Origin of the sequence: Sorangium sp. So ce321 (assembly GCF_051530195.1) — a bacterium.
Lineage (GTDB): Bacteria > Myxococcota_A > Polyangia > Polyangiales > Polyangiaceae > Sorangium.
The window spans coordinates 2,799,060-2,819,913 of the sequence record NZ_CP150329.1 but is presented as its reverse complement, the minus strand read 5'-3'; the positions used below and the strand labels follow the sequence as shown (position 1 = coordinate 2,819,913).

General features: G+C 72.1%; 21 protein-coding genes and 1 pseudogene. 2 read left to right on the top strand and 20 right to left on the bottom strand.

Annotated elements, in window-relative coordinates; translation table 11 throughout:
• The 8 genes from mraY to WME89_RS10905 form a co-directional block, all read right to left on the bottom strand.
• Positions 1-1,131 (bottom strand): phospho-N-acetylmuramoyl-pentapeptide-transferase, encoded by a 1,131-nt coding sequence (mraY, locus tag WME89_RS10940; protein WP_437625090.1) that lies wholly within the window; start codon positions 1,129-1,131, stop codon positions 1-3.
• On the bottom strand, positions 1,128-2,732 hold the full coding sequence (locus WME89_RS10935; protein WP_438009148.1) for a UDP-N-acetylmuramoyl-L-alanyl-D-glutamate--2,6-diaminopimelate ligase: 1,605 nt from the start codon (positions 2,730-2,732) through the stop codon (positions 1,128-1,130). The genes mraY and WME89_RS10935 overlap by 4 nt, the downstream gene beginning before the upstream one ends.
• On the bottom strand, positions 2,729-4,816 hold the full coding sequence (locus WME89_RS10930; protein WP_438009147.1) for a penicillin-binding protein: 2,088 nt from the start codon (positions 4,814-4,816) through the stop codon (positions 2,729-2,731). The genes WME89_RS10935 and WME89_RS10930 overlap by 4 nt, the downstream gene beginning before the upstream one ends.
• Positions 4,813-5,166, bottom strand: a complete 354-nt coding sequence (locus WME89_RS10925) for a hypothetical protein (RefSeq protein ID WP_438009146.1) — start codon at positions 5,164-5,166, stop codon at positions 4,813-4,815. The genes WME89_RS10930 and WME89_RS10925 overlap by 4 nt, the downstream gene beginning before the upstream one ends.
• Positions 5,163-6,086 (bottom strand): 16S rRNA (cytosine(1402)-N(4))-methyltransferase RsmH, encoded by a 924-nt coding sequence (gene rsmH / locus WME89_RS10920; protein WP_437625086.1) that lies wholly within the window; start codon positions 6,084-6,086, stop codon positions 5,163-5,165. Before rsmH ends, WME89_RS10925 begins: the two co-directional genes overlap by 4 nt.
• A 20-nt stretch (positions 6,087-6,106) precedes the next feature.
• Positions 6,107-6,565 (bottom strand): division/cell wall cluster transcriptional repressor MraZ, encoded by a 459-nt coding sequence (gene mraZ, locus WME89_RS10915; RefSeq protein WP_436626482.1) that lies wholly within the window; start codon positions 6,563-6,565, stop codon positions 6,107-6,109.
• Positions 6,566-7,230: 665 nt separating this feature from the next.
• Positions 7,231-7,635 (bottom strand): cobalamin B12-binding domain-containing protein, encoded by a 405-nt coding sequence (locus WME89_RS10910; protein ID WP_437625085.1) that lies wholly within the window; start codon positions 7,633-7,635, stop codon positions 7,231-7,233.
• Between the two features lie 112 nt (positions 7,636-7,747).
• Positions 7,748-9,370 (bottom strand): GYF domain-containing protein, encoded by a 1,623-nt coding sequence (locus tag WME89_RS10905; protein ID WP_438011919.1) that lies wholly within the window; start codon positions 9,368-9,370, stop codon positions 7,748-7,750.
• Between the two features lie 7 nt (positions 9,371-9,377).
• On the opposite strand from WME89_RS10905, the gene WME89_RS10900 reads away from it, so the two are divergent.
• On the top strand, positions 9,378-9,926 hold the full coding sequence (locus WME89_RS10900) for a hypothetical protein (protein WP_438012102.1): 549 nt from the start codon (positions 9,378-9,380) through the stop codon (positions 9,924-9,926).
• Positions 9,927-9,937: 11 nt separating this feature from the next.
• Here WME89_RS10900 and WME89_RS10895 read toward each other — a convergent pair.
• The 9 genes and pseudogenes from WME89_RS10895 to WME89_RS10855 all read right to left on the bottom strand — a co-directional run.
• Positions 9,938-10,030: pseudogene (locus WME89_RS10895) on the bottom strand (zinc-ribbon domain-containing protein); the annotation flags it as partial.
• An 87-nt stretch (positions 10,031-10,117) separates the two neighbouring features.
• On the bottom strand, positions 10,118-11,794 hold the full coding sequence (locus tag WME89_RS10890; RefSeq protein ID WP_437625084.1) for a response regulator: 1,677 nt from the start codon (positions 11,792-11,794) through the stop codon (positions 10,118-10,120).
• Between the two features lie 334 nt (positions 11,795-12,128).
• Positions 12,129-13,250, bottom strand: coding sequence for a tRNA guanosine(34) transglycosylase Tgt (tgt, locus tag WME89_RS10885; RefSeq protein ID WP_438009145.1), 1,122 nt, complete (start codon positions 13,248-13,250; stop codon positions 12,129-12,131).
• Positions 13,247-14,371, bottom strand: coding sequence for a tRNA preQ1(34) S-adenosylmethionine ribosyltransferase-isomerase QueA (gene queA, locus WME89_RS10880; protein WP_438009144.1), 1,125 nt, complete (start codon positions 14,369-14,371; stop codon positions 13,247-13,249). Before queA ends, tgt begins: the two co-directional genes overlap by 4 nt.
• 9 nt (positions 14,372-14,380) lie before the next feature.
• Positions 14,381-14,788 carry a response regulator gene (locus WME89_RS10875; RefSeq protein ID WP_437511585.1) on the bottom strand — a complete coding sequence of 136 codons (408 nt, stop codon included), beginning with the start codon at positions 14,786-14,788 and terminating at the stop codon, positions 14,381-14,383.
• 404 nt (positions 14,789-15,192) lie between these two features.
• The gene (locus WME89_RS10870; protein WP_438009143.1) at positions 15,193-16,548 is read right to left on the bottom strand and encodes a sigma-54-dependent transcriptional regulator; all 1,356 of its coding nucleotides are present in this window, start codon (positions 16,546-16,548) and stop codon (positions 15,193-15,195) included.
• A gap of 210 nt (positions 16,549-16,758) precedes the next feature.
• Positions 16,759-17,229 (bottom strand): bacterioferritin, encoded by a 471-nt coding sequence (bfr, locus tag WME89_RS10865; protein ID WP_437652272.1) that lies wholly within the window; start codon positions 17,227-17,229, stop codon positions 16,759-16,761.
• 193 nt (positions 17,230-17,422) lie between these two features.
• On the bottom strand, positions 17,423-17,635 hold the full coding sequence (locus WME89_RS10860; protein WP_437625079.1) for a (2Fe-2S)-binding protein: 213 nt from the start codon (positions 17,633-17,635) through the stop codon (positions 17,423-17,425).
• A 324-nt stretch (positions 17,636-17,959) separates the two neighbouring features.
• The gene (locus tag WME89_RS10855) at positions 17,960-18,724 is read right to left on the bottom strand and encodes an SDR family oxidoreductase (protein ID WP_436626472.1); all 765 of its coding nucleotides are present in this window, start codon (positions 18,722-18,724) and stop codon (positions 17,960-17,962) included.
• A gap of 163 nt (positions 18,725-18,887) precedes the next feature.
• Between WME89_RS10855 and WME89_RS10850 the strand changes: the two genes are divergently transcribed.
• On the top strand, positions 18,888-19,310 hold the full coding sequence (locus tag WME89_RS10850; protein ID WP_438009142.1) for a hypothetical protein: 423 nt from the start codon (positions 18,888-18,890) through the stop codon (positions 19,308-19,310).
• Positions 19,311-19,370: 60 nt separating this feature from the next.
• Here WME89_RS10850 and WME89_RS10845 read toward each other — a convergent pair whose 3' ends face one another.
• From WME89_RS10845 to WME89_RS10835, 3 genes are all read right to left on the bottom strand, one after another.
• Positions 19,371-20,039: a sigma-70 family RNA polymerase sigma factor gene (locus WME89_RS10845; RefSeq protein ID WP_438009141.1), complete on the bottom strand. Its 669-nt coding sequence runs from the start codon at positions 20,037-20,039 to the stop codon at positions 19,371-19,373.
• 2 nt (positions 20,040-20,041) lie between these two features.
• Positions 20,042-20,284: a hypothetical protein gene (locus WME89_RS10840; RefSeq protein WP_436626469.1), complete on the bottom strand. Its 243-nt coding sequence runs from the start codon at positions 20,282-20,284 to the stop codon at positions 20,042-20,044.
• 63 nt (positions 20,285-20,347) lie between these two features.
• On the bottom strand, positions 20,348-20,845 hold the full coding sequence (locus tag WME89_RS10835) for a hypothetical protein (protein WP_438009140.1): 498 nt from the start codon (positions 20,843-20,845) through the stop codon (positions 20,348-20,350).
• Positions 20,846-20,854 lie beyond the last annotated feature (9 nt).

The following is a 20,854-nucleotide window of genomic DNA, read 5'->3' as shown; positions in this document are numbered from 1 at the left end:
TCATCGCAGCTTCATCGACGCCAGCGACACCAGCGCCAGGAGGATGGAGATGATCCAGAAGCGAACGATGATCTTGGGCTCCGCCCACCCCTTCTTCTCGTAGTGGTGGTGGATCGGCGCCATCAAGAAGACGCGCTTGCCGGTGAGCTTGAACGAGAGGACCTGCGTGATGACGCTGACCGTCTCGATGAAGAAGATCCCCCCGAGGATGATCGACAGGAGCTCGTTCTTGGTGAAGACGGCGAGCATCCCGAGCCCGCCCCCGAGGGCGAGCGACCCGACGTCCCCCATGAAGACCTGGGCGGGGTACGTGTTGTACCAGAGGAAGCCGATCCCGGCGCCGATGACCGAGCCGCAGTACACCGAGAGCTCGCCGGCGGACGCGATCGCCGGGATGTCGAGGTAGGTCGCGAGCGAGAAGTTCGCGATCGACGCGCCCACGATGTACGCGAGGATGAGGTACGTCCCCGCGTTGATGATCACCGGACCGATCGCGAGCCCGTCGAGGCCGTCGGTGAGGTTCACGGCGTTCGACGTCGCGACGACGACGAAGACGGCGAACGGGACGTAGGCGTAGAGCGGCAGCTCGATCGGGTACTTCGAGAACGCGACGAACGGGATCGAGAGGCGCGTCCTGATCTCCGCCCAGTCCGGCGGGAGCTTCGAGGCGAGCAGGAACGTGTAGGCCACGGCCGCGCCGCCGATGAGCACCTGGCCGATGAGCTTGTAGCGCCCCGGCAGGCCGCCGCTGTTCCTCCGCTTGATCTTGAGGAAGTCGTCCAGGTAGCCGATGACGCCGTAGCCCGCGGTGACGGCGGTCGTCGCGAGTACGAAGGGGTTCCGGAGGTCGGCCCACAGCACGGTGGGGAGCAGCAGCGAGAGCAGGATGAGCGCGCCGCCCATCGTCGGCGTGCCCGCCTTGATCTTGTGCGTCTCCGGCCCCTCGGCGCGGACCACCTGCCCGATCTGCTTGCGCCGGAGCTCGCGGATGAACCACGGCGCGAGCACGAACGTCAGCACCATGGCGGTGATCGTCGCCATGATCGTGCGGAACGGGATGTACCGGAGGACGTTGAGCCAGCTCAGCCAGCCGTAGTGGAACTTGAGCGGGTAGAAGAGCTCGTAGATCACGCCGCGCCTCCGTGCGATCGCTGGTCGACCATGGACCGCGCGCGGCGAGCGGCGAGCGCGCGGCGCGCCTCGTCGCGATCGTCGAACGGCAGCGTGACATCGCCGATGATCTGGTACGGCTCGTGGCCCTTGCCGGCGATGAGGACGAGGTCCCCCGGCTCGGCCTCGAGCACCGCGCGCTCGATCGCGCGCGCCCGGTCGAGCTCGACGACGACGCGCGCGCGCCCCGCGGCGAGGCCCGGCAGGATGGCGTCGGCGATCGCGCGCGGGTCCTCGCTCCGCGGGTTGTCGTTGGTGACGAGGGCGACGTCGGCGGCGCGGCCGACCGCCTCGCCCATCTGCGGCCGCTTCAGCGGATCGCGGTCGCCGCCGCACCCGAAGACGCAGAGGATGCGCCCCTGGCTGAGCGCGCGGACGCTCGCGAGCACGCGAGCGAGGGCGTCGGGCGTGTGGGCATAGTCGACGAGCACGATCACATCGTCGTCGCCCGGCGCGTCGCAGCGCTCCAGGCGGCCCGCGACCTGGATGGGGGACGAGAGCGCCGACGCGGCGTCCTCGACGTCGAACCCGAGCAGGTACGCCACGGCGAGCGCGGCGAGCAGGTTCGACGCGTTGTGCGCGCCGAGCAGGTGGGAGCGGACGGTGACCTCGCCGGCGGGGGTGCGGGCTCGAATGAAGATGCCGCCCGCCGAGTGCGCGAGCTCGACGGGGGCGATCTCCGCCGTGTCCGGGCCGGCGCCCACCGCGGTCGAGTAGCGCGCGAGCGTCGCCGCGGCCGGGCGCGACAGCCCGCCCGGAGCGAGCATCTCGACGAGCTGCCGCCCGAAGGGATCGTCGACGTTGATGACGGCGGCGCCGGGGCCGAGATCCACGAACAGCCGCGCCTTCGCCGCCGCGTACGCCTCCATCGTGCCGTGGTAGTCGAGGTGATCCTGCGTGAGGTTCGTGAAGACCGCGATCCGGAAGCGGATCGCGTCGGCGCGCTTCGCCGCGAGCGCGATCGACGAGACCTCCATCACGAGGTGCGTCGCGCCGCGCTCGACCATCGCGGCCGCGACGCGGGCGAGCTCGTCGGCCTCTGGGCTCGTGTGCGACGCGGGGACGTCGAGATCCTCGAAGCGGTAGCCGAGCGTCCCGACGATCCCGGCCCGCCCGCCGCACCGGTCGACGCAGGCCTGGACGAGGTGGGCCGTCGTCGTCTTGCCGTTCGTGCCGGTGATGCCGACGACCTCGAGCGTGAAGGTCGGGTGCCCGTAGACCACCGCCGCGGCCTGCGCGAGCGCGAGCGGCACGTCGGGCACCTCGACGCGGGCGGCGCCGAGCGTGTCGGCCGCGCTCCCGCGGGCGAGGATGACCGCCCGCGCGCCGCGCGCGACCGCCTCGGGGATGAAGCGCTCGCCGTGCGCGCGCGCCCCTGCCCGCGCGACGAAGATGTCCCCCTCCGCCACCTGGCGCGAGTCGAGGTGCACGCCCGTCACGGGCATGTCCGCCGCCTCCGCGGGGGAGAGCGCGGCGCCCGGGATCTCGCGCAGCACGTCGCCGAGCCGGAGCGCGAGCTCGGCCTCGGTGAAGGAGGCCTCTGTCTGGTCGCGCTCTGTCATGTGGGCGGCTCGAAGACGAGCTTCAGCGGCGATCCCTTGGGCAGGACGGTCCCCGCCGGAGGCTCCTGGCGCGTGAGCCTGCCCGTGCCCTCGACGCTCGGGTCGAGCCCGAGCGTCGCGGCGCTCTTCACCGCCTCGCGCTGCGGCAGGCCGGTGAGATCGGGGACGCGCAGCTCCCCTGTCTTGAGCGGCGCGGACGGCGTGACCACCGCGGTCGAGATGGGCGCGGCCGCGGCGCGCGCCTCGCTGAGCACCTGGTAGGTGTTCGCCGCGGTGTCCTCCCCCGACTGCTCGCCGATCTCCGACAGCTTCATCGGCACGCTCCCGCGCGGGGTAACGCCCATGTAGCGGAGCGCCATCTCGCCGACCCGCCGGAAGACGGGCGCCGCGACCGAGCCGCCGCCGTAGGTGCCGCCCATCGGCTCGTCGAGCACCACCGCGATGGCGAGCCGAGGCCGCTCGGCCGGGACGAACCCGGCGAACGACGCCACGTAGTGGGTATCGGTGTACCTGCCCGTCGCTGGATCGATCTTCTGCGCCGTGCCCGTCTTCCCCGCGACGCGGAAGCCCGGGATGGCCGCCTCGACGCCGGTCCCCTCCCCCTCGGTGACCGCGACGAGCATCTCCGACGTCATCCGCGCGATGTGCGCGGGCACGGCGTCGCGGCGCACGCGCGGCGACGGCTCCGACAGCGTGACGCCCGTGCCGTCGGTGATCCGCTTGATCAGGATGGGCTCGAGCAGCCGCCCGCGGTTGGCGATCGCCGCCATGCCCATCGCGAGCTGGAGCGTGGTCACGCTGATCCCCTGCCCGAACGCGGCCGCGGCCGTCTCGACCTGGACCCAGGGGCGACCGCGCGGCCGGAGCACGCCGACGGACTCGCCCGGCAGCGGCACGCCCGTCAGGTCGCCGAAGCCGAACCGGCGGAAGCCCTCGTACAGCCGCTGCTCGCCGAGCCCGAGCGCGATCTTCGCCGTGCCGATGTTGGACGACTGGCCGAGGATCTGCGGCAACGTCAGCCACTTGTGCACGTGCGTGTCGTGGATCACGACGTTGTCGATCGCCATGTTCCCCTCCTCGCAGTAGATGGTCGCGCTCGGAGAGACGCTCTTCGCCGCGAGCGCGCTCGCGATGGCGAACACCTTCATCGTGGATCCAGGCTCGAAGCGATCGACGACGCAGCGGTTGCGCCGGGCGCCCGGGTCGCTCTGCGAGTAGTCGTTCGGGTTGAACCCCGGCGCGCTCGCCATGGCGAGGATCTCGCCGTTCTCGGGATCGATGACGACGATCGAGCCGCCGAGCGCCTCGTAGGTCTTCATGGCCGCCTCGAGCTCGCGCTCGGCGGTGAACTGGATGCCCTTGTCGATCGTCAGGTGGACGTTGTGCCCGGCGAGCGCCTGCTCGTCCTCGATCCCCTCGGAGAAGATGAGCCGGCCCGATCGATCGCGGAGCCCGCGCACCTCGGACGCGTTGCCGCGGAGCTCGTGCTCGAGGCTGAGCTCGATCCCCTCCTTGCCCTCGCCGTCGGTGGCGACGAAGCCGAGCAGCGGGCCGGCGAGCTCGCGGTTCGGGTAGAAGCGGCGCCCCTCGCCCTCGATCACGAGCCCGCGCACCGGGTAGCGCTGCTTCCGGTCCGAGAGCGCGCGGACGTTCTCGACCTCCTGCTCGGAGATGCGGCGCTTCAGCCAGGCGAAGCGTCGCCGGCGGCCGAGCTTCTCCACGACGTCCTCGACGGGCAGCGAGAGCGCCTGCGCGATGCGCTCGGCGTACTGCTGGATCTGCGTCGGGATGTACTTCTCCTCGATGCCGCGGAGCATCTCGACCGCGTCCACCGAGACGCTGGGCACCTCCACGCTCTCCGCGAGCGGCGCGCCGTTCCGGTCGTAGATGGTGCCGCGCTTCGGCGTGATGTGGAGCCGCCGCTGGCGCTGGCGCTCCGCGAGGTCGTACCAGGCGTCCCCGTCCTCGACCTCGATGCGGTACGCGCCGGACACGACGCCGCCGAGGCCGAGCGCCATGAGGCCGCAGAGCAGCCCCATGCGGATGCGGATCCACCGCGCGCGCCGCGGGTCGAGGTTCTTCATTCCTGCTGCCCCCCGCCCGGCGGCGCGTTGCCGGCCTCCCCGCTCGCCGGCTCACGCTCCTCCGGCAGCGCCGCGTAGCCCCGCACCGGGATGACCCGCTCGGGCGGCGGCGGCGTCATGCCGAGCAGCGTGCGGGCGACCATCTCCACGCGCTGCGGCGTCTCGTAGCTGGCCGCCTCGAGCGACAGCACCCGCTTGACCTCGCGCAGCCGCGCCTGCTCCGCGCGCGCCCGCCCGAGCTTGTAGCCGAGGTCGACCGTGCGCCCTCGCAGGGCGAGGTGCACGACGAACGCGGCGACCGTCGCGGCCACCGCGAGCGTCCAGAGCACGAGGAACGGGCGCTGCCTCACGCGAGCGACTCCGGGCGGCCGATGCGCCGCGCGGCGCGGAGCTTCGCGCTGCGCGCCCTCGGGTTGTCGGCGATCTCGTCGTCGCCCGCGGTCACCGGCTTCTTCGTGAGCGGCTGCCACACGTCCGGCTCGCGCAGCGCGCGCTTCACGATGCGGTCCTCGAGCGAGTGGAACGCGATGACGGCGAGCACGCCGCCGGGCGCGATGATCCGCGGCGCCGCCGCGAGCAGCGCCTCGAGCTCGTCGAGCTCTCCGTTCACGGCGATGCGCAGCGCCTGGAACGTGCGCGTCGCCGGATCGACGCCGCCGATGCGCGCCGGCCCGACGGCGCGCACCACGGCGCGCCGCAGGTCGAGCGTCGTCTCGAGCTCGCCGCTGTCGGCCGCCTGCTTGATACAGCGCGCGACCCTCCGGCTGCGGCGCTCCTCGCCGTAGCGGTAGATCAGGTCCGCGAGCTCCTCGTCGCTGATCCGCTGGATGAGCTCGAGCGCCGTCTCGCCGCGGCTCGGGTCCATCCGCATGTCGAGCGGCCCCTCGGCGCGGAAGCTCATGCCGCGGGCCGGGTCGTCGAGCTGCATGGAGCTCACGCCGATGTCCGCGACGAGGCCGTCCACCCGCGCGACGCCGAGGGCCTCGAGGTGCCGCTCGATCTCGGAGAACTCACCGTGAACGTAGGTCACCCGATCCCCCATCCGGGCGAGCCGGGCGCGCGCGATGGCGAGGGCGCGCTCGTCGCGATCGATCCCGATGACCCGGGTGCCGAGCGTCTCGAGGATCGTCTCGGCGTGGCCGCCGGCGCCGAGGGTGGCGTCGACGTAGACGCCCTGGCTGACCGGCGAGAGCGCGGCGAGCACCTCGCGGCCGAGGACGGTGACGTGCGGCTCGCCTCGCGGGCGCGGCGGCGGAGGGGGGAGGTGCATGGGGACTACATTGACGACGTTCATAGGCGGAACTGCTCCGCGATTGCGGCCTTGAAGCTCTGGAGCTCGACCTCGCTCATCTGCTGAGCGGCCTTCCACCGCTCCTGCGACCAGAGCTCGATCGTCTGTCCCATCCCTGCCCACAGCACGTCCTTGGTGAGGCTGGCGTGCTCGCGGAGCGACGGGGGGATGAGGATCCGGCCCTGCTTGTCGAGGTCGCACTCGACGGCCGCGGACAGGTAGCGGCGCCGGAATGCGACCACGTTGGAATCAAACTGCGGCAACGCTGCAATTTTGGCCTCCAGCTCCTCCCACGCCTTCATCGGGTAGGCATGTAGGCAAGGGTCGAAGAGGGCCGGGGTGATGACCATGCGCAGGTCGTTCGCGGCTGCGAGCACGTCACGAAAGCGCGAAGGGAGGCTCGTGCGCCCCTTCGCGTCGATCGCGTGCTCGAAGTGACCGCGAAACATCGTGCTCATCGACCCCAGCTGCGGCTGGCCTGTCCCGCCGAGGGCTTGGTGGCGCGTTGCGCCACCGGGTGCACGCCGCCTCGTGACATTCTCTGCCACTTCTTCCCACGAAGCTCCGCCACGCTACGGAGGGAGGTGCCGAGTGTCAACAGTTTGGAAGATTTCTGGACCCCAACGGCTACCTATGTAGGACATTCACCTCCAGAGTATTACCCCACAAAACAGCGCAAATAATCGCAAGTTGGCGGATCGGGTCGGTTCGTGGGGCGAAGTGGGGAGCCCTCTGCGGGGGGCGCGAGCACGTCTGGCGGAGTCCTGGCAAGGCGGAAAAGAAGCAAGGCGGATCGCCGCTGCGGGCGCGGCGATCCGCGGCTGGGCGGTGGGGCGGCGCCCCGGAAACCGAGCGGGCTCGGCTTCGGGCCGAGGGGTGCGGTGGGGAGGCGCGTCAGCTCCGGCGGGGGAGGCCCGTCAGCTCCGGCGGGGGAGGCGTCCGGCGAAGCGGTGGGGGAGAGTGGGGGCGCCCAGCCGCCGCGCCGGTCAGCCGGGGGAGGCCCGGCGGGCGCGCGGGTGGTGGAGGAGAGTGGGGAGCCCAGCCGCCGCGCCGGTCAGCCGGGGGGAGGCCCGGCGGGCGCGCGGGCGGTGGAGGAGAGTGGGGAGCCCAGCCGCCGCGCCGGTCAGCTGTGGGGGGTCACGTTGGTCTGGACCCACTCCACGATGCTCTTCAGGGTGGTCCCGGGGGTGAAGACGCCCTTCACGCCGGCGTTCTGGAGGCGAGCGATGTCCTCGTCCGGGATGATGCCCCCACCGAACACCACGATGTCATCGGCCCCGTGCTTGCGGAGGGCCTCCATGACGGCGGGGAAGAGCGTGTTGTGCGCTCCGGACATGATCGACAGGCCCACGGCGTCGACGTCCTCCTGCACGGCGGCGGAGGCGATCATGTCGGGCGTCTGGTGCAGGCCCGTGTAGACCACCTCGAAGCCGGCATCGCGGAGTGCCCGTGCGACGACCTTGGCGCCGCGGTCATGGCCGTCCAGGCCGGGCTTCGCCACGAGGATTCGGACTTTGCGCTCTGCCATGATCGCGTCGATTACCGCCTGCCTGGGCAGGCGTAAAGCGCAGCGCCCCGGCGGTGCGGCCTCAGCGCCCCGGCGGTGCGGCCTCCCCTACACAGCTACGTGGCGCGCGCCCTTACTGGGCGGCGAAGACGAACGGGATGGTCACGGGCGTGGAGCCCGAGGAAGGGGGGAACCGCCAGGATTTGATCCGCGAGCCGATGCAGCTCGACAAGCCGGGGTAGTCCTTCTCCGACCCCCCGGCCGAGACCGACTGGACGGCGCCCGACGCGCCGATGACCACCGACGCCGAGACGCGGGCGGTGGTGGACGCGTTGCTGGCGCGCGCATCGAGGGCGGGCTGCCAGCAGTGGCGCCGGACGCTGGGGCGGTTCGACTCGACAACGCTGGAGATCTCCCCCTGAGAGAGCTGGCTCAGGCCAGAGCCTGCGCCCTGGGTGCCCGGCCCTGACGAGGGGCCGGGGACCCCGGCGCCGAACCCGGACCTGTCGATCGGGGCCGAGCTCCCCGAGGCGACCGGCTTCTCCGGCTGGGGGCGCTGGCCAGCGGCGCTGCCCGGTCTGCCCGGCGTGGCGACCTCCGGCCTTGGCGACGCTGTCTCGGCCGCCGGAGGCGTCTCGGGATCGACGCTCGGCGGGGGCGGAGGGGCCGCCGTCGGCAAGCTGGCCGGCTGCTGGATCGGCGCGGCGGGGGCGGTCACGACCTGCACGGGCGGCGGCTGCTTGGGAGACAGCAGGACGTAGGCGGAGACACCGCCGAACGCCGCTGCCATCGCGATGAAGGCGTAGGCGAGCGGGCTCATGCCCGACCGCCGCCTCGGCGCGACCGTCTCGACCAGGCTGCCAGGCGTGGCCACCAGGGGGGCGGGCTCCACGGAGGAGAGAGCGGCCGCCGGCGGTGAGCCGCCCGCGTGCGCCGACGTGAAAGGCGAGCCGCCCGCCGCCACGCCACCCGCGGGGGCCGCCGTGAACGGCGAGCTGCCGGCAGCCAGGCCGCTGCCAGCGGACGCCGCGGCGAAAGGCGAGCCGCCCGCCGCCACGCCACCCGCGGGGCGACCCACGTTGGCCGCAGATGGCGCCGCCAGCTCGGGCTTCGGCGTGGAGGCGACCGGGGCCGCCGGCTCGGCCGCGAACGGGTCGGCGAGTACCGCGAGCGGCGCGCCCGCGGCCTGGCCGCGCGCGGCGCCGCCGGGGGCGCCTTGCCACGCAGCCGGCGCGCTCACCGCCGGCGTGGCCGGCGCGGGGCGCGCAGCAGACGTGGGCGGGGTCGGTGCGGCCGGCGTCCCCGCCGCCGTGAAGGCAGCGACCGAGCCGGCGACCGCCGGAGGCGGATCGTCCACGCCGGGAGGCTCGGGCTCGCGCGCGACAGGGCGCGCGGGCGTGGACACGGCCAGCGGAGGGACCCTCGCCGAAGAGGGCATGCGCGCCGAGGGAGGGACCTGCGCCTGACCGACGGAGAAGCCCGTGCTGCTGGTGCGGCGCGCGGGCGTGGACACGCGGGTCGACTGGGCCTGGGTGACGATCTCGAGCAGCTCCGGGAAGTTCTTGAGCGGCAGCCACTCGTCGAACCCCTCGCGCCAGACGAGCGAGTCGCCGTCCACGGCGCCGGCCAGCGCCTTCTCGCGGATGACGGACAGCCTCACCGGGCCGAGCGGGACACCGCCGACCCCGACATACCAATCCTCGCTCGACGTGGAGCGCACGGCCGGCGCCTTCGCGAGGGGGCGGTCGTCGGACATCGACCGCTTGAACACGCCGGCGACCCCCGCCGCCGGCGCGGGCTCCGCCCCTCGAGAGGCCGCCGGCGCGGGCTCTGCCCCTCGGGAAGCCGGCGCAGCGGCGGTCGCGGGCCTCCCGGGCGCTGGCTGGGCGGCCCGAGCTACCGGCGGCGCCTGCGGTGCGGTCGCGGGGCGCGGGCTCGACGCGGTCGACGTGCTCGAAGGGCTCGACGCGGTCGACGTGCTTGAAGGGCCCGACGCGCCCGACAGCCCCGGCGCCGGCCGCGCGACGGGGCCGGGGACGGCGCGCGGAGCGACAGGAGGTCGAGGTGCCCCTCCGGGGCGCGGGAGGGACTGCGAGGCTGGCCGGGGCGGCGACGGCGCAGCGCCCTGGCCCAGGGACGATGCGGGCGGCGCCTTCGCGCGGCTCGCGGCGCCGGCGGCCGGCGCACCTGTCCCGGCGGCCGGCGCCTCGTCGCTCGGCGGGGCGAGGTGCGCGTCGTCGCCTGCCGCGCGCGGCGGCTCCACGGGGAGCGCCTGCGCCACGGAGCTCTCGGTGACGCTCGCGCTGACCTGAATGAGGTGCCCGCATCGCCGGCACTGCATCCGTACCGACTTGCCAGCGACCTTGTCGTCGCCGATCTGGTACTTGGCCTTGCAGTTATCGCAGAGGAATTTCATCCAGGGACGCGCCTGCCGGTGGAAGCTGCCGGTGGAATCCGCGCAGTCTACGACAGCTTGACCCCAAACGACATGGGGTAGGCGCGGTCAGAGCAACCCGAGCAGGTGCTCCTTGATGGATTGCCGCGTCGGGTCATCGGGGGCGACGCCGAGCGCGCGCTCCCATGTCTCGATGGCTTTGTTGCGGAACCCGGCCTTCTGGTACAGCACGGCGAGGTTTTTCAGCGCGGGGAAGTGCTTGCCATTGATGTGCAGCGCCGTCTCCAGCTCCTGGATCGCGTCGTAGAGCTGGCCCTGCTTGCCGTAGAGCAGGCCGAGGTGGAAGTGCAGCCGGTAGGCGAGCGGGTCGATCGCCGTGCCCTCGCGCAGGTGACGCACGGCCTTGTCGAAATCGCCCGCGCGGTACGCCGCGATCCCCGCGGCGAGGAGGCGCTCCGCCTCGGCCGAGATCCGGTCCTGATCCCCGCGGATCGAGCGCGCCTGGAGCGCGTTCTCCACCGCGGCGACGACGTCGGCGACGCGGAACGGCTTCTCGATGTAGGCCTCCACGCCGTAGCTCGACTTCAGGTCCTCGGCGAAGCGCCACCCGCGGTACACGGCCGAGATCATGATGATCGGGATGTGGCCGTAGCGCTGGGTGCCCTTCATGCGGCGGGCGATGTCGAAGCCGTGCACCTCCGGCAGCATGGCGTCGAGGATCATCACGTCGGGCGGATTCTCCTTGACCATGCGCAGGGCGAGGAGCCCGCGGTCGGCCTCCTCGACGCGGTACCCGCGCTCCTCGAAGATGCGGCGGAGCAGCTTCCGGATCTCCGGCTCGTCATCGACGACCAGGACGGTGGTCTGATCGCCCTGCGGGGCCTTGTTGCCCGCGCCCGGGAGCGACTCGACGACGGACAGGTCGCGGTCGGCGGTGCCGAAGTCGGTGTCCGTCAGCTCGTCGGCCGCCGCTGCCCTCCGCATGGCGTCGTCGACGACGAGCGGCGGGCCCGCCGAGGAGATGCGCGACGGCGAGGTGGCCGCCGGCGGGCTCGGCTCGTCGGTGAGATCGGCGAACGAGATCTCCGCGTCGTCGCGCGGACGCTCCGGCGCGGGCCGCGCGGGCGGGGCGGCGCTCGGAGCCGGCGGGGCCTGCGGCGCAGGCGGTACAGACGCCTGGGACACCGTCGACGGAGGCACGGCGGAGGGAGGCCGGCGCGCCGGCTGCGCAGGGGCGGGCGCGGGCGGCGCCTCGGTGGTGGACGCCGCTGCGGCGCCGAGACCGGCCCGCTTCAGCACCTCGGGCGGGCACTTCGCGCCGACATAGAACGGCTCGCCCTGCTCCTTCATGTCGTAGGCGGCCGCGATGGTCCGCACGAGGGGACCCGCGAGCGCGATGTACGGGAAGACGCGCTTGCCGGTCACGAACTCGAGCTCGTCGATCACCTTCTTGTCGGCGGGCGCGGCCATGGCCACGAGGATCCGATCCTCGCGGACGAGCACCGGCAAGAGCTTGTGTTTCGCGGCGATCTCGCGGGGCAAGATCGAGAGGTCGCTCAGCTTGATGCAGACCTGATTGAGATCGATGCCAGGAACGCCGCTCTGCTCGGAGAGGGCCTTCAGCGCAGCGACCTCGGAGACGGTGCCGCTCTCGATGAGGTTCGTGGCGAGGGGAACCCCCTTCGCACGCGCGTCGAGGAGCGCCTGTTCGAGCTGGGGCTGAGTGACCGCCCTTTGCTGCAGGAGGATGCGTCCGAGCGGCTTCTTGTTGGCGTCTTGCGTCATTCCGCGGGCCGAGTCCGAAGGCTAATGGACGAGGAATGCGCGGGCAAGCACGCGACCCGCGCGCGAAGGCGGCCGTTCGGCTGGCGCGACCGGCTCGGGCTGCTCGGGCTCATGAACCGGCAGACCGACCCCACGGCCTGGTCGAGCGCAGCCGCGGCGCCGCCCGGGGTGCGCGGCTGCGAGCGCGCGGCGCGATGCCAGCGGCGAGATCTCACCATCCGCTCATGGTACTCCGGAACCCGCGCCGGGCAGCGCGGACGTTGCGCCCGCCGGCGAGGGCGCCGCCCCGCGCCGGCCCCGAGCGCGGCCAGGACCGAATGGCGACGATGTAGGGTCACTCGCTTGCGTCGGGGGCGCCGAGCCACGCGCGGGCGAACGCCGTGTACCGCTGCTCGGCGATGGCCGCGCGCGCTTCGCGCATGAGGCGGCCGTACAGGTGGAGGTTGTGCTCCGTCAGCAGGCGCAGCACCAGGATCTCGCCCGCCATGTAGAGGTGCCTCAGGTACGCGCGGCTGTAGCCCCCGGCGCAGGTCGGGCAGGCGCAGGTCGGGTCGAGCGGCGATGCGTCGTCCTTGTAGCGCGCCTGCTTGATGACGATCTTGCCGCGCTGCGTGAGCGCCTGCCCGTTGCGGGCGTTCCGGGTGGGGAGCACGCAGTCGAACATGTCGACGCCGGCGCCGATGGCGTGGACAAGGTCGAGCGGCGTCCCCACGCCCATGAGGTAGCGGGGGCGCGCCGGGTCGAGGTGCGGGGCGATCTGCGCGACGACCTCGTGCATCATCGCGATCGGCTCGCCCACGGAGAAGCCGCCCAGGGCGAGCCCGTCGAACGGCAGGGCGCCGAGCTCGTCCGCGTGCGCCGTGCGCAGGGCGACCGAGGTGCCGCCCTGCACGATGCCGAAGAGCGCCTGGGTGGGGCGCTTGGCGGCGAGGCAGCGCTTCCCCCAGCGCGTCGTCAGTCGGCATGCCTCCTCGACCTCCGCGAGCGGCGCGCCGCCGGGCGGGCACACGTCGAGCTGCATCGCGATGTCGGCCCCCAGCAGCCCCTGCACCTCCATCGCGACCTCGGGCGTGAGCGCCTTGCGCGCGCCGTCGAGGTGCGAGCGGAACACGAAGCCGTCCTCGACGAGGGTGCGCCGCTCGGCGAGCGAGAAGGCCTGGAAGCCACCGGAGTCCGTGAGCATCGCGTGCGGCCACCGCGAGAACGCGTGCAGCCCGCCGAGCTGCGCGACGAGCTCGGGCCCTGGGCGGAGCCACAGGTGGTACGTGTTGCCGAGGACGATCCTCGCGCCGGTCGCCGCCACCTCGCCGGGGGTCAGCGTCTTCACGCTGCCCTGGGTGCCGACCGGCATGAACGTCGGCGTCAGGACCTCGCCGTGCGGCGTGGACAGCACGCCCGTGCGGGCGTGACCGTCCCGAGCCAGCTCGGAGAAGGAGAAGTCAGGCGTCCGGCTCATGGCGCGCTCGCTCCGCGGATCAACATGGCGTCACCGTAAGAATAGAAGCGGTATCCGGCGTCGATCGCCGCGCGGTACGCGAGCTGCGCGCGCTCGCGGCCGGCGAAGGCGAACACCAGCGCGAGCAGCGTCGAGCGCGGCAGATGGAAGTTCGTCAGCAGCGCGTCGACGACGCGGAACCGGTAGCCAGGCTGGATCAGGAGGCGCGTCTCGCCGGACTGCGCCCGCACGAGGCCGGCGCGCGCCGGATCGGCGGCGGTCTCGAGCGCGCGCACCACCGTGGTGCCGACCGCGACCACCGGCGCGCCGCGCTGGCGCGCTCGCGCGACAGCGTCGGCGGTCGCCTCCGGGACCGAGTAGACCTCGGCGTGCATCGGGTGCTGATCGAGGTCGTCGACGGTGACCGGCTGGAACGTGCCGAGCCCGACGTGCAGCGTGACGCTCGCGATCTCGACCTCGTTCGCGCGGAGCCGCTCGACGAGGGCGGGCGAGAGGTGGAGGCCCGCGGTGGGCGCGGCGACCGCGCCCGGGACGCGGGCGAAGATGGTCTGGTACCGCTCGCGATCGGCCGCGTCGTCGCCGCGGCCGAGGTAGGGAGGGAGCGGCACGTGCCCGTACGCCTCGATCGCAGCGGCGATGGACAGCCCCGCCGGCGACGAGAGCAGCACCGTGAGCACGCCGTCGTCCGCGCGCTCCAGCACCTCCGCCATCAGCGCCCCGTCGCGCTCGAGATCGAGCACCGCGCCCGGGCGGATCGGCTTCGAAGCGCGCCCCATCGCGCGCCAGCGCTCGGGGCGCGCCGCGCTCTCCCGCGGCCCCGCGGCGAGGTCCTCCCCGGCGGCCGGCGCATCGTCCAGCCGGTGCAGGAGGAAGAGCTCGACCTGCCCGCCAGTGCCGCGCTTCTTGCCGAACAGGCGAGCGGGGACGACCCTCGTGTCGTTGACGATGACGAGCGCGCCGCGCGCGATGTACCGGTCGAGCTCGCGGATCGCGCCGTGCTCGACCTCGCCGGCGCCGCGCCCTCGATCGACCAGGAGGAGCCTCGCGCCGTCCCGCTCCTCGGGGGGCCGCGACGCGATGAGCGCCTCAGGGAGTTCGTAGTCGAGCAGCTCGCAGCGCACGCCGCGCTACTAGCACGACGCGGGCGAGTGCACGCTCGTCTTGGAGCGAAGGAAGCGACAGATCTCGCCGACCTTGTACGGCTTCGGGACGAAGGCCACGGCGCCGCAGTCGGCGCGCTCGACCTGGCGCGCGGAGAGGTGATACGCGCTGGAGAGCACGACGCGTACCCTCGGGAAAGCGCGCCGGATGTGGCGGGCCAGCTCGAGGCCGTTCAGGTCCGGCATCATCAGGTCGATCATGGCCACGTCGACCGGAGACGAGCCGAGGATGCGCAGCGCATCCTGGAACGAGGCGGCGAACGCGACCTCGAACCCCTCGACGCTCAGCCCAGCCGAAAGAGCGCGACGCTGGGAATTCTCACCGTCCACGATCAGCATGCAGGCCATTAAGCGTCCTCCTGCGGCGCGCGCCGCCATCCAATACGCCCTACCCGTTTAGCAACTGCCGGGCCAAGCTACCGAATCACCGCGTTGCGGTCCCCGACGCCAAAGTGAAACAGAAGAACACAGTCTACATCACCTGCCCCATTGCACTAAGGCAAATCCCGACGCTCCCCCATTGCATAGATGCAATCCATCGTGGGCTAGCTGCCCTGATTTGCTGCTGAGGCAGGTGGCTTGCCGTGGCGGCAGGTACGTGCCGGATGAAGGTGGGCGGGCAGCTTTCTGCTGAGCCTGGTGGGCAGGCAGCTGCTGAGCCTGGCGCGCACGGGTCCGCTGGGCACGGCGGTTCGCGCTTGCTGTACCCCGCGGGTACGTGCGGCTGACCCTGACCGCCAAGGCGGTCGCGCAGCCCGGCCGGCGCGGGGGAGCGCGCTGGCTCAGCCCGGGGGATAGGTGATCGCGAGGCGGGTCATCTTGCGCCACAGGGTGGTCGCGCTGATCCCGAGCACCTCGGCGGCGCGCTCCCGGCTGCCGTCGCACTCCCGCAGCGCCGCCTCGATGGCTTGCCGCTCCGCGCAGTCGACCACGTCGGCGAGCAGCCTGCCGCCGCCTTCCGGCGGCCGCTTCGGCTGCACCGCGGCGGGCAGCACGTCGTCGACGCTGATGACACCGCCGCCCGAGAGGGCGACCGCCTGCTCGACCATGTTCTCGAGCTCGCGGATGTTGCCGGGGAAGTCGTACTGCATCAGCGCCTCGACGACGCCGTCCGCGGCGCGGGCGCGACAGGTCATCTTCCGGTTGTACTTCTCCAGGAAGAACTCCCAGAGGATCGGGATGTCCTCGCGCCGCGAGCGCAGCGGCGGGAGCACGAAGCGCGCGACGTTCAGCCGGTAGTAGAGATCCTGGCGGAACCGCTTCTCCGAGACGGCGGCCAGGAGCTCCTGGTTCGTCGCGGCGATGATGCGTACGTCGACGTGGATGGGCTTGTTCTCTCCCACCCTGCGGATCTCGTTCTCCTGGATCGCGCGGAGCAGCTTCGCCTGGAAGGTGAGCGGGGTCTCGGCGATCTCGTCGAAGAAGAACGTGCCCCCGTCGGCCTCCTCGAACAGCCCCTTGCGCGCCGAGATCGCGCCCGTGAACGAGCCGCGCGCGTGGCCGAACAGCTCGCTCTCGAGGAGCGTCTCGCTGATCGCGGCGCAGTTCACCGGCACGAACATGCGGTCCGCGCGCTTGCTGTTCGCGTGGATGGCCTTGGCGACCAGCTCCTTGCCGGTGCCGCTCTCGCCGGTGATGAGCACCGTCGCGTCGGTCGGCGCGACCTTCACGATCCGGCCCAGCACCTCGCGGACCGCCTGCGAGCGGCCCACGATGTTCTCGAACCGGTACCGCTCCTTGAACTCGCTGGCGAGCAGCTGCACCTCGCCGGTGAGCTTCCGGTTCTGGACCGCGCGCTCCACCTTCACGAGGAGCTCCTGCTCCGAGAACGGCTTCTGGATGTAGTCGAAGGCGCCGAGCCGCATCGCCTCGACCGCGCTCTCGATGGTGCCGTACGCGGTCATCACGATGACCTCGGTGTTCGCGTTCGACTCCTTCACCGCGCGCAGCACGCCGATCCCGTCGAAGCCGCCCATCCGCAGGTCGGTGAGCACGGCGTCGTACGCGCCCTTGGCGCCCAGGTCGGCCCCCTGGCTGCCGTCCGCCGCTTCATCGACCTCGTACCCGGCGCCACGCAGCATCATCGCGAGCGTGGTCCGCATGTTCCGCTGGTCATCGACGACAAGAATCTTCGACATGGATTTCCCCCGCCGCCCTCATCCTCCCGTGGGAACGAGAGCGGCGCGACGATCACGACCGACGCGCGCCGAGCTGGCGCAACACCGCGCGAGCGCGGTCGTCCGCGGCGTCTTGGACATGCGTCCAGCGTATCGTACGTCAAGCACGACCCCCGCCGCCAGGAGGCCCGCGGGGCGCGCCAGCGGAGCGGGTGCGACCCCTACCCTACCCTACTTGCGGATCTGCTGGGACAGGTAGGCGGTCTCGCCGAGCTTCTCGATCAGCCCGATCTGCGTCTCGAGCCAGTCGATGTGCTCCTCCTCGGACACGAGGATCTTGGCCAGGAGCTCCTCGGTGGTGCGATCGCCCTTGTCGCGGCAGAGGGCGATCGCCGTGTTGAGCCGCTTGACCGCGTGGTACTCGAGCTCGAGGTCGCTCTTGAACTGCTCCGGCACGGTCTGCCCGATGTGAAGGGTGTCCAGGCGCTGCAGGTTGGGCAGCCCCTCCAGGAAGAGGATGCGATCGATGATCGCGTCCGCGTGCTTCATCTCGTCGATCGACTCGGCGCGGCTGTTCGCGGCGAGGGTGACGAAGCCCCAGTTCGCGCACATCTTCGCGTGAAGGAAGTACTGGTTGATCGCGACGAGCTCTCCCGCGAGCACCTCGTTCAACGCGTCGATGACATCTTTCGCACCCTTCATCGCATCCTCTCGCGCTCGTGCCTGTCGTGCTCGCCTCGCCCCATGCAGGCGTGGCGGCGCCGGCTGGAGCGCCAGCGCCCAGGTCAAATGCGCAAGGTCGACGCAAGTGCGCAAGAAATTTCGAAGCAAACGCGCGGCGACACCGGCCGCCTCCCCGGCGAAGCCGAGGCGCGATCGGAGAACGCCCGGAGAATCAGGCTGCGCTGGAGACCGGCGCCATGGTCAGGCGCCGCGGCGGAGCGACGGCCTCATCCTCGCCGACGAGCTTGGCGATCGTCGGACGGCAGGAGCCGCACCGCGTGCCAGCGCCCGTGCAATCCATCACCTGCGAAACGGAGCAAGCCCCCTCGTTCATCGCTTCGCGAATCTCTCGATCACAGACGCCCATGCAGAGGCACACGTACATGCTGCAGACCCCCGGCTACGTTGACGACTAGGATTGATATTGAACATAGCTTTCAATATCGACGCGTCAAGCAGGAACGTTCTCTGGGCGGATCCTCTGCGCTGCCTTGCGCCTCCCGGGTCGAGCGCGCCGGGGGCGCGGGCGGAACGAAGCGTCGGGCAGGAAATGGGGCGTGGGCCCGCTGGGTTGGCTGGCGGAGGAAGCCCCGGGACGAGCGCCGGCGAGGCGCGGGGGCGCGGGCGCCGGGGGCGCGGGGGGCGCGGGGGGCGCGGGCGCCGGGGGCGCGGACGAGGGCGCGGGCCGCGGACGAGGGCGCCGGGGGCGTCACATCGTGAGGCCGCCGTCGACGTCGATGCAGCGGCCGTTGAAGTACTCGCACTCGATCACGAAGCGCACGGCCTGCCAGATGTCCTCGGGCACGCCGATGCGGCCGACGGGGATCATGGCGACCAGGGCGTCGCGGGCCTTCTGGTGCATGCCCTGGGTCATCGGCGTCTCGATCATGCCCGGCGCGACGGCGCCGACGCGGATGCCGAACGGCGCGAACTCGAGCGCCCAGGTCTTCGTGTTCGCCGCGAGCGCGCTCTTCGCGGCCGTGTAGTTCGACTGGCCGCGGTTGCCGTGGCGCGCGATGGAGCTGATGTTGACGATGACGCCCTTCTGCTCGGTCTCGACCATCTTCGCGACGACCTCGCGGACCATGAGCGTGGCGCCCGTCAGGTTGACGTCGATCACGGCCTGCCACTGCGCGGCGCTCAGCTTGACGACCGCCCCCGTCTGGCGATCTTTCTTGACGAGCAGCCCGTCGCGCAGGATGCCGGCGTTGTTCACGAGGCCGTTCAGGCCCCCCATCGCCTCGTGCGCGAAGCGGACGAACGCCTCGACCTCCGCCTCCACCGCCACGTTGAACGGCCGCGCATGGATCTTCCCGGGGAGGTCCTTGCCTGCCTCGACGAGCGACGCGAGCCCCTCCTCGTTCACGTCGCCCGCGGCGACCTGGCCCCCGAGCTCCGCGAGCCGCAGCGCATAGTGGCGCCCCAGTCCCTGGGCGGCGCCTGTGACCACAAACTTCGTGTCCTCGAGTCGCATATCGCATTCCTCCAGGGATCGCTCCCGATCGCTGTCCCGAACCTCGGAGCGCGCCGTCTACCACGAGCCAGCGAGGCCGCGGGAGACGTTGCGGCGCGCGGGCGCGCCCGCGTCCTGGCAGCTAGCCGCTTGCACCGGGTCGCATCGATGTTATTCAGCGCCCATGAGGTCGATCGCGCTCGCCGTCGCCGTGTGCGCCGGCACCCTGACGCTCGCGCCGGCCTGTGACCGCGCGCCCCCTGTCCCCGAAACCTCCGATCCGACGGGCAAGGATCTCGTCGTCGGCGCCGTTGTCGCGGCCACCGAGAGGAGCGGAGGGATCCGCATCTACAAGATCGTCGAGGTGGAGGACCTGCCCCAGCCGTTCGGGCGAGACCTGCACATGATCGCCTACGATCCCAAGGTGCAGACCTTCCAGGAGGCCGCGGAGCTCCGCCGCAAGGGGACGATGACCGTCGCGAAGGACCACATGATGGTCCGGCTCGTGAACTTCATGCCGCGCGACCACCGGGTGATCAGCAACGAGGCGGTCAGCGACGAGGAGCGGGCCCCCTACCTCCGCTCGGTCCAGAGCCGGCAGCGGTAACCGCCGCCCATCCGCCAACGAACAACCATCAACGAAGGGCGATGCACCCGCGCCGCGCGATCAGCGCGCTCCGCGCAGACGATCGCCGAGCCGCTCGATGGCCTGGCTGTGCAGGCGGCTCGCCCAGCTCTTGCTGATCCCGAGATCCTGCGCGATCTGATCGAAGCGCTCGCCGTCGAAGTAGTGGCGCTCCACGAGGGCGCGCTCGCGCTCGGGGAGCTCGCGCACGGCGTCGCGCACGAACTGCGCGAGCTGGGCGCGCGAGGCGCACTCCTCGGGGCTGTCCGCGGCGTCGGGGACCGCAGCGACATCCCCGTGGGCCGAGACCAGGCCGAGCGCCATCGCGGCCGCGTGCCCGGCGAGCAGGCCGCCGAGCCGCGCGGCGTAGGCCTCCTGCGTGGCAGGCGCGTCGGCGTCATCGTCCGCCCCGCGCCCCTCCGCGAACCGCGCCGACGCGGCGAGCGCGCTGGCGCGCGCGGCCGCGGAACGCCAGCGCGTCTCCCGCCGGATGCCGTCGAAGATCGCCCACCGGATCTTCCGCTTGGCGTACGCCTCGAACGTGGACCGACCCGGGTCGTACGTCCGCGCCACGTCGAGCAGCGCCGGGTGCCCGAGCGCGACCAGATCCTCGACCGGGATGCGGCGTCCCAGGCGGCGCGCGATGCGCTTCGCGACCAGGTGCAGCAGCTCGAGCCCCTCGGCGATCAGCCGGTCCTCCGGAGCGCGCACGGCTACCCCGCCTTGGCGCGGCCGGCGGCGCCGAGAACCCCGAAGGCCCGCTCGCCGCTCTCGTCGACCTCGCGCGGGTGCGCGCGCCGGAGGAGGCGGATCGCCTCCTCGTCGTGCAGCAAGACCTCCGCGAGCTGCTCGCGCATCCACGCGACCTCGTGCGCCGGCAGGCGGTCCACGTACGGCGCCACGGCGGCGTCGACCTGAGCGGCGATCCAGGGGTCATCGAGGAGCGAAGCGTCCATGGGCGCGGCATTATATCCGCATCGAGCGCGCCGTCACCCGGCGCGCGCCGGGCCGCGGGCGCGTCACCTGGGCGGCGGCGACGCGTTGAGGCAGGCCTCGAAGGCCTGGACGGTCCGCGCGTCGAACGCGCACTTGAGCGACCCGGGATCCACGTGCTTGCCGACGTTCTGCTCGCACATGTTCGCGTACTGATCGCCCAGCTTGGCTGCGACGACATCGATCTTCTTCTCGGTCTCGCCGCGCTGCTCCGGCGTGAGCTTGGCGCTCAGCGCCCCGACCTGCTCCGTGCGCGTGAGCACCGTGAGCTTCTTGCCGAGCTCGACGCAGTCGCCGTGCATGAGCGAGTAGTCGTCCGGCACGGAGTCGTCTCGCCGCGGCGCTGCGGACGTCGAGGCCGGCGCCGCGTCGGCCGCCGGCGCCTCGGCGCTCGGGGCGGCCTCTGGCGTGGGCTCCACGCTCTCCGCGGGCTCTTCCTGCCGCTCGGGCTCGGGCTGCTCGGCCGGAGGCGGCGGCGCTCCGGCGCACGCGAGCAGCAACATCGATACGGGACCAGTGATCAAGACAAGAGC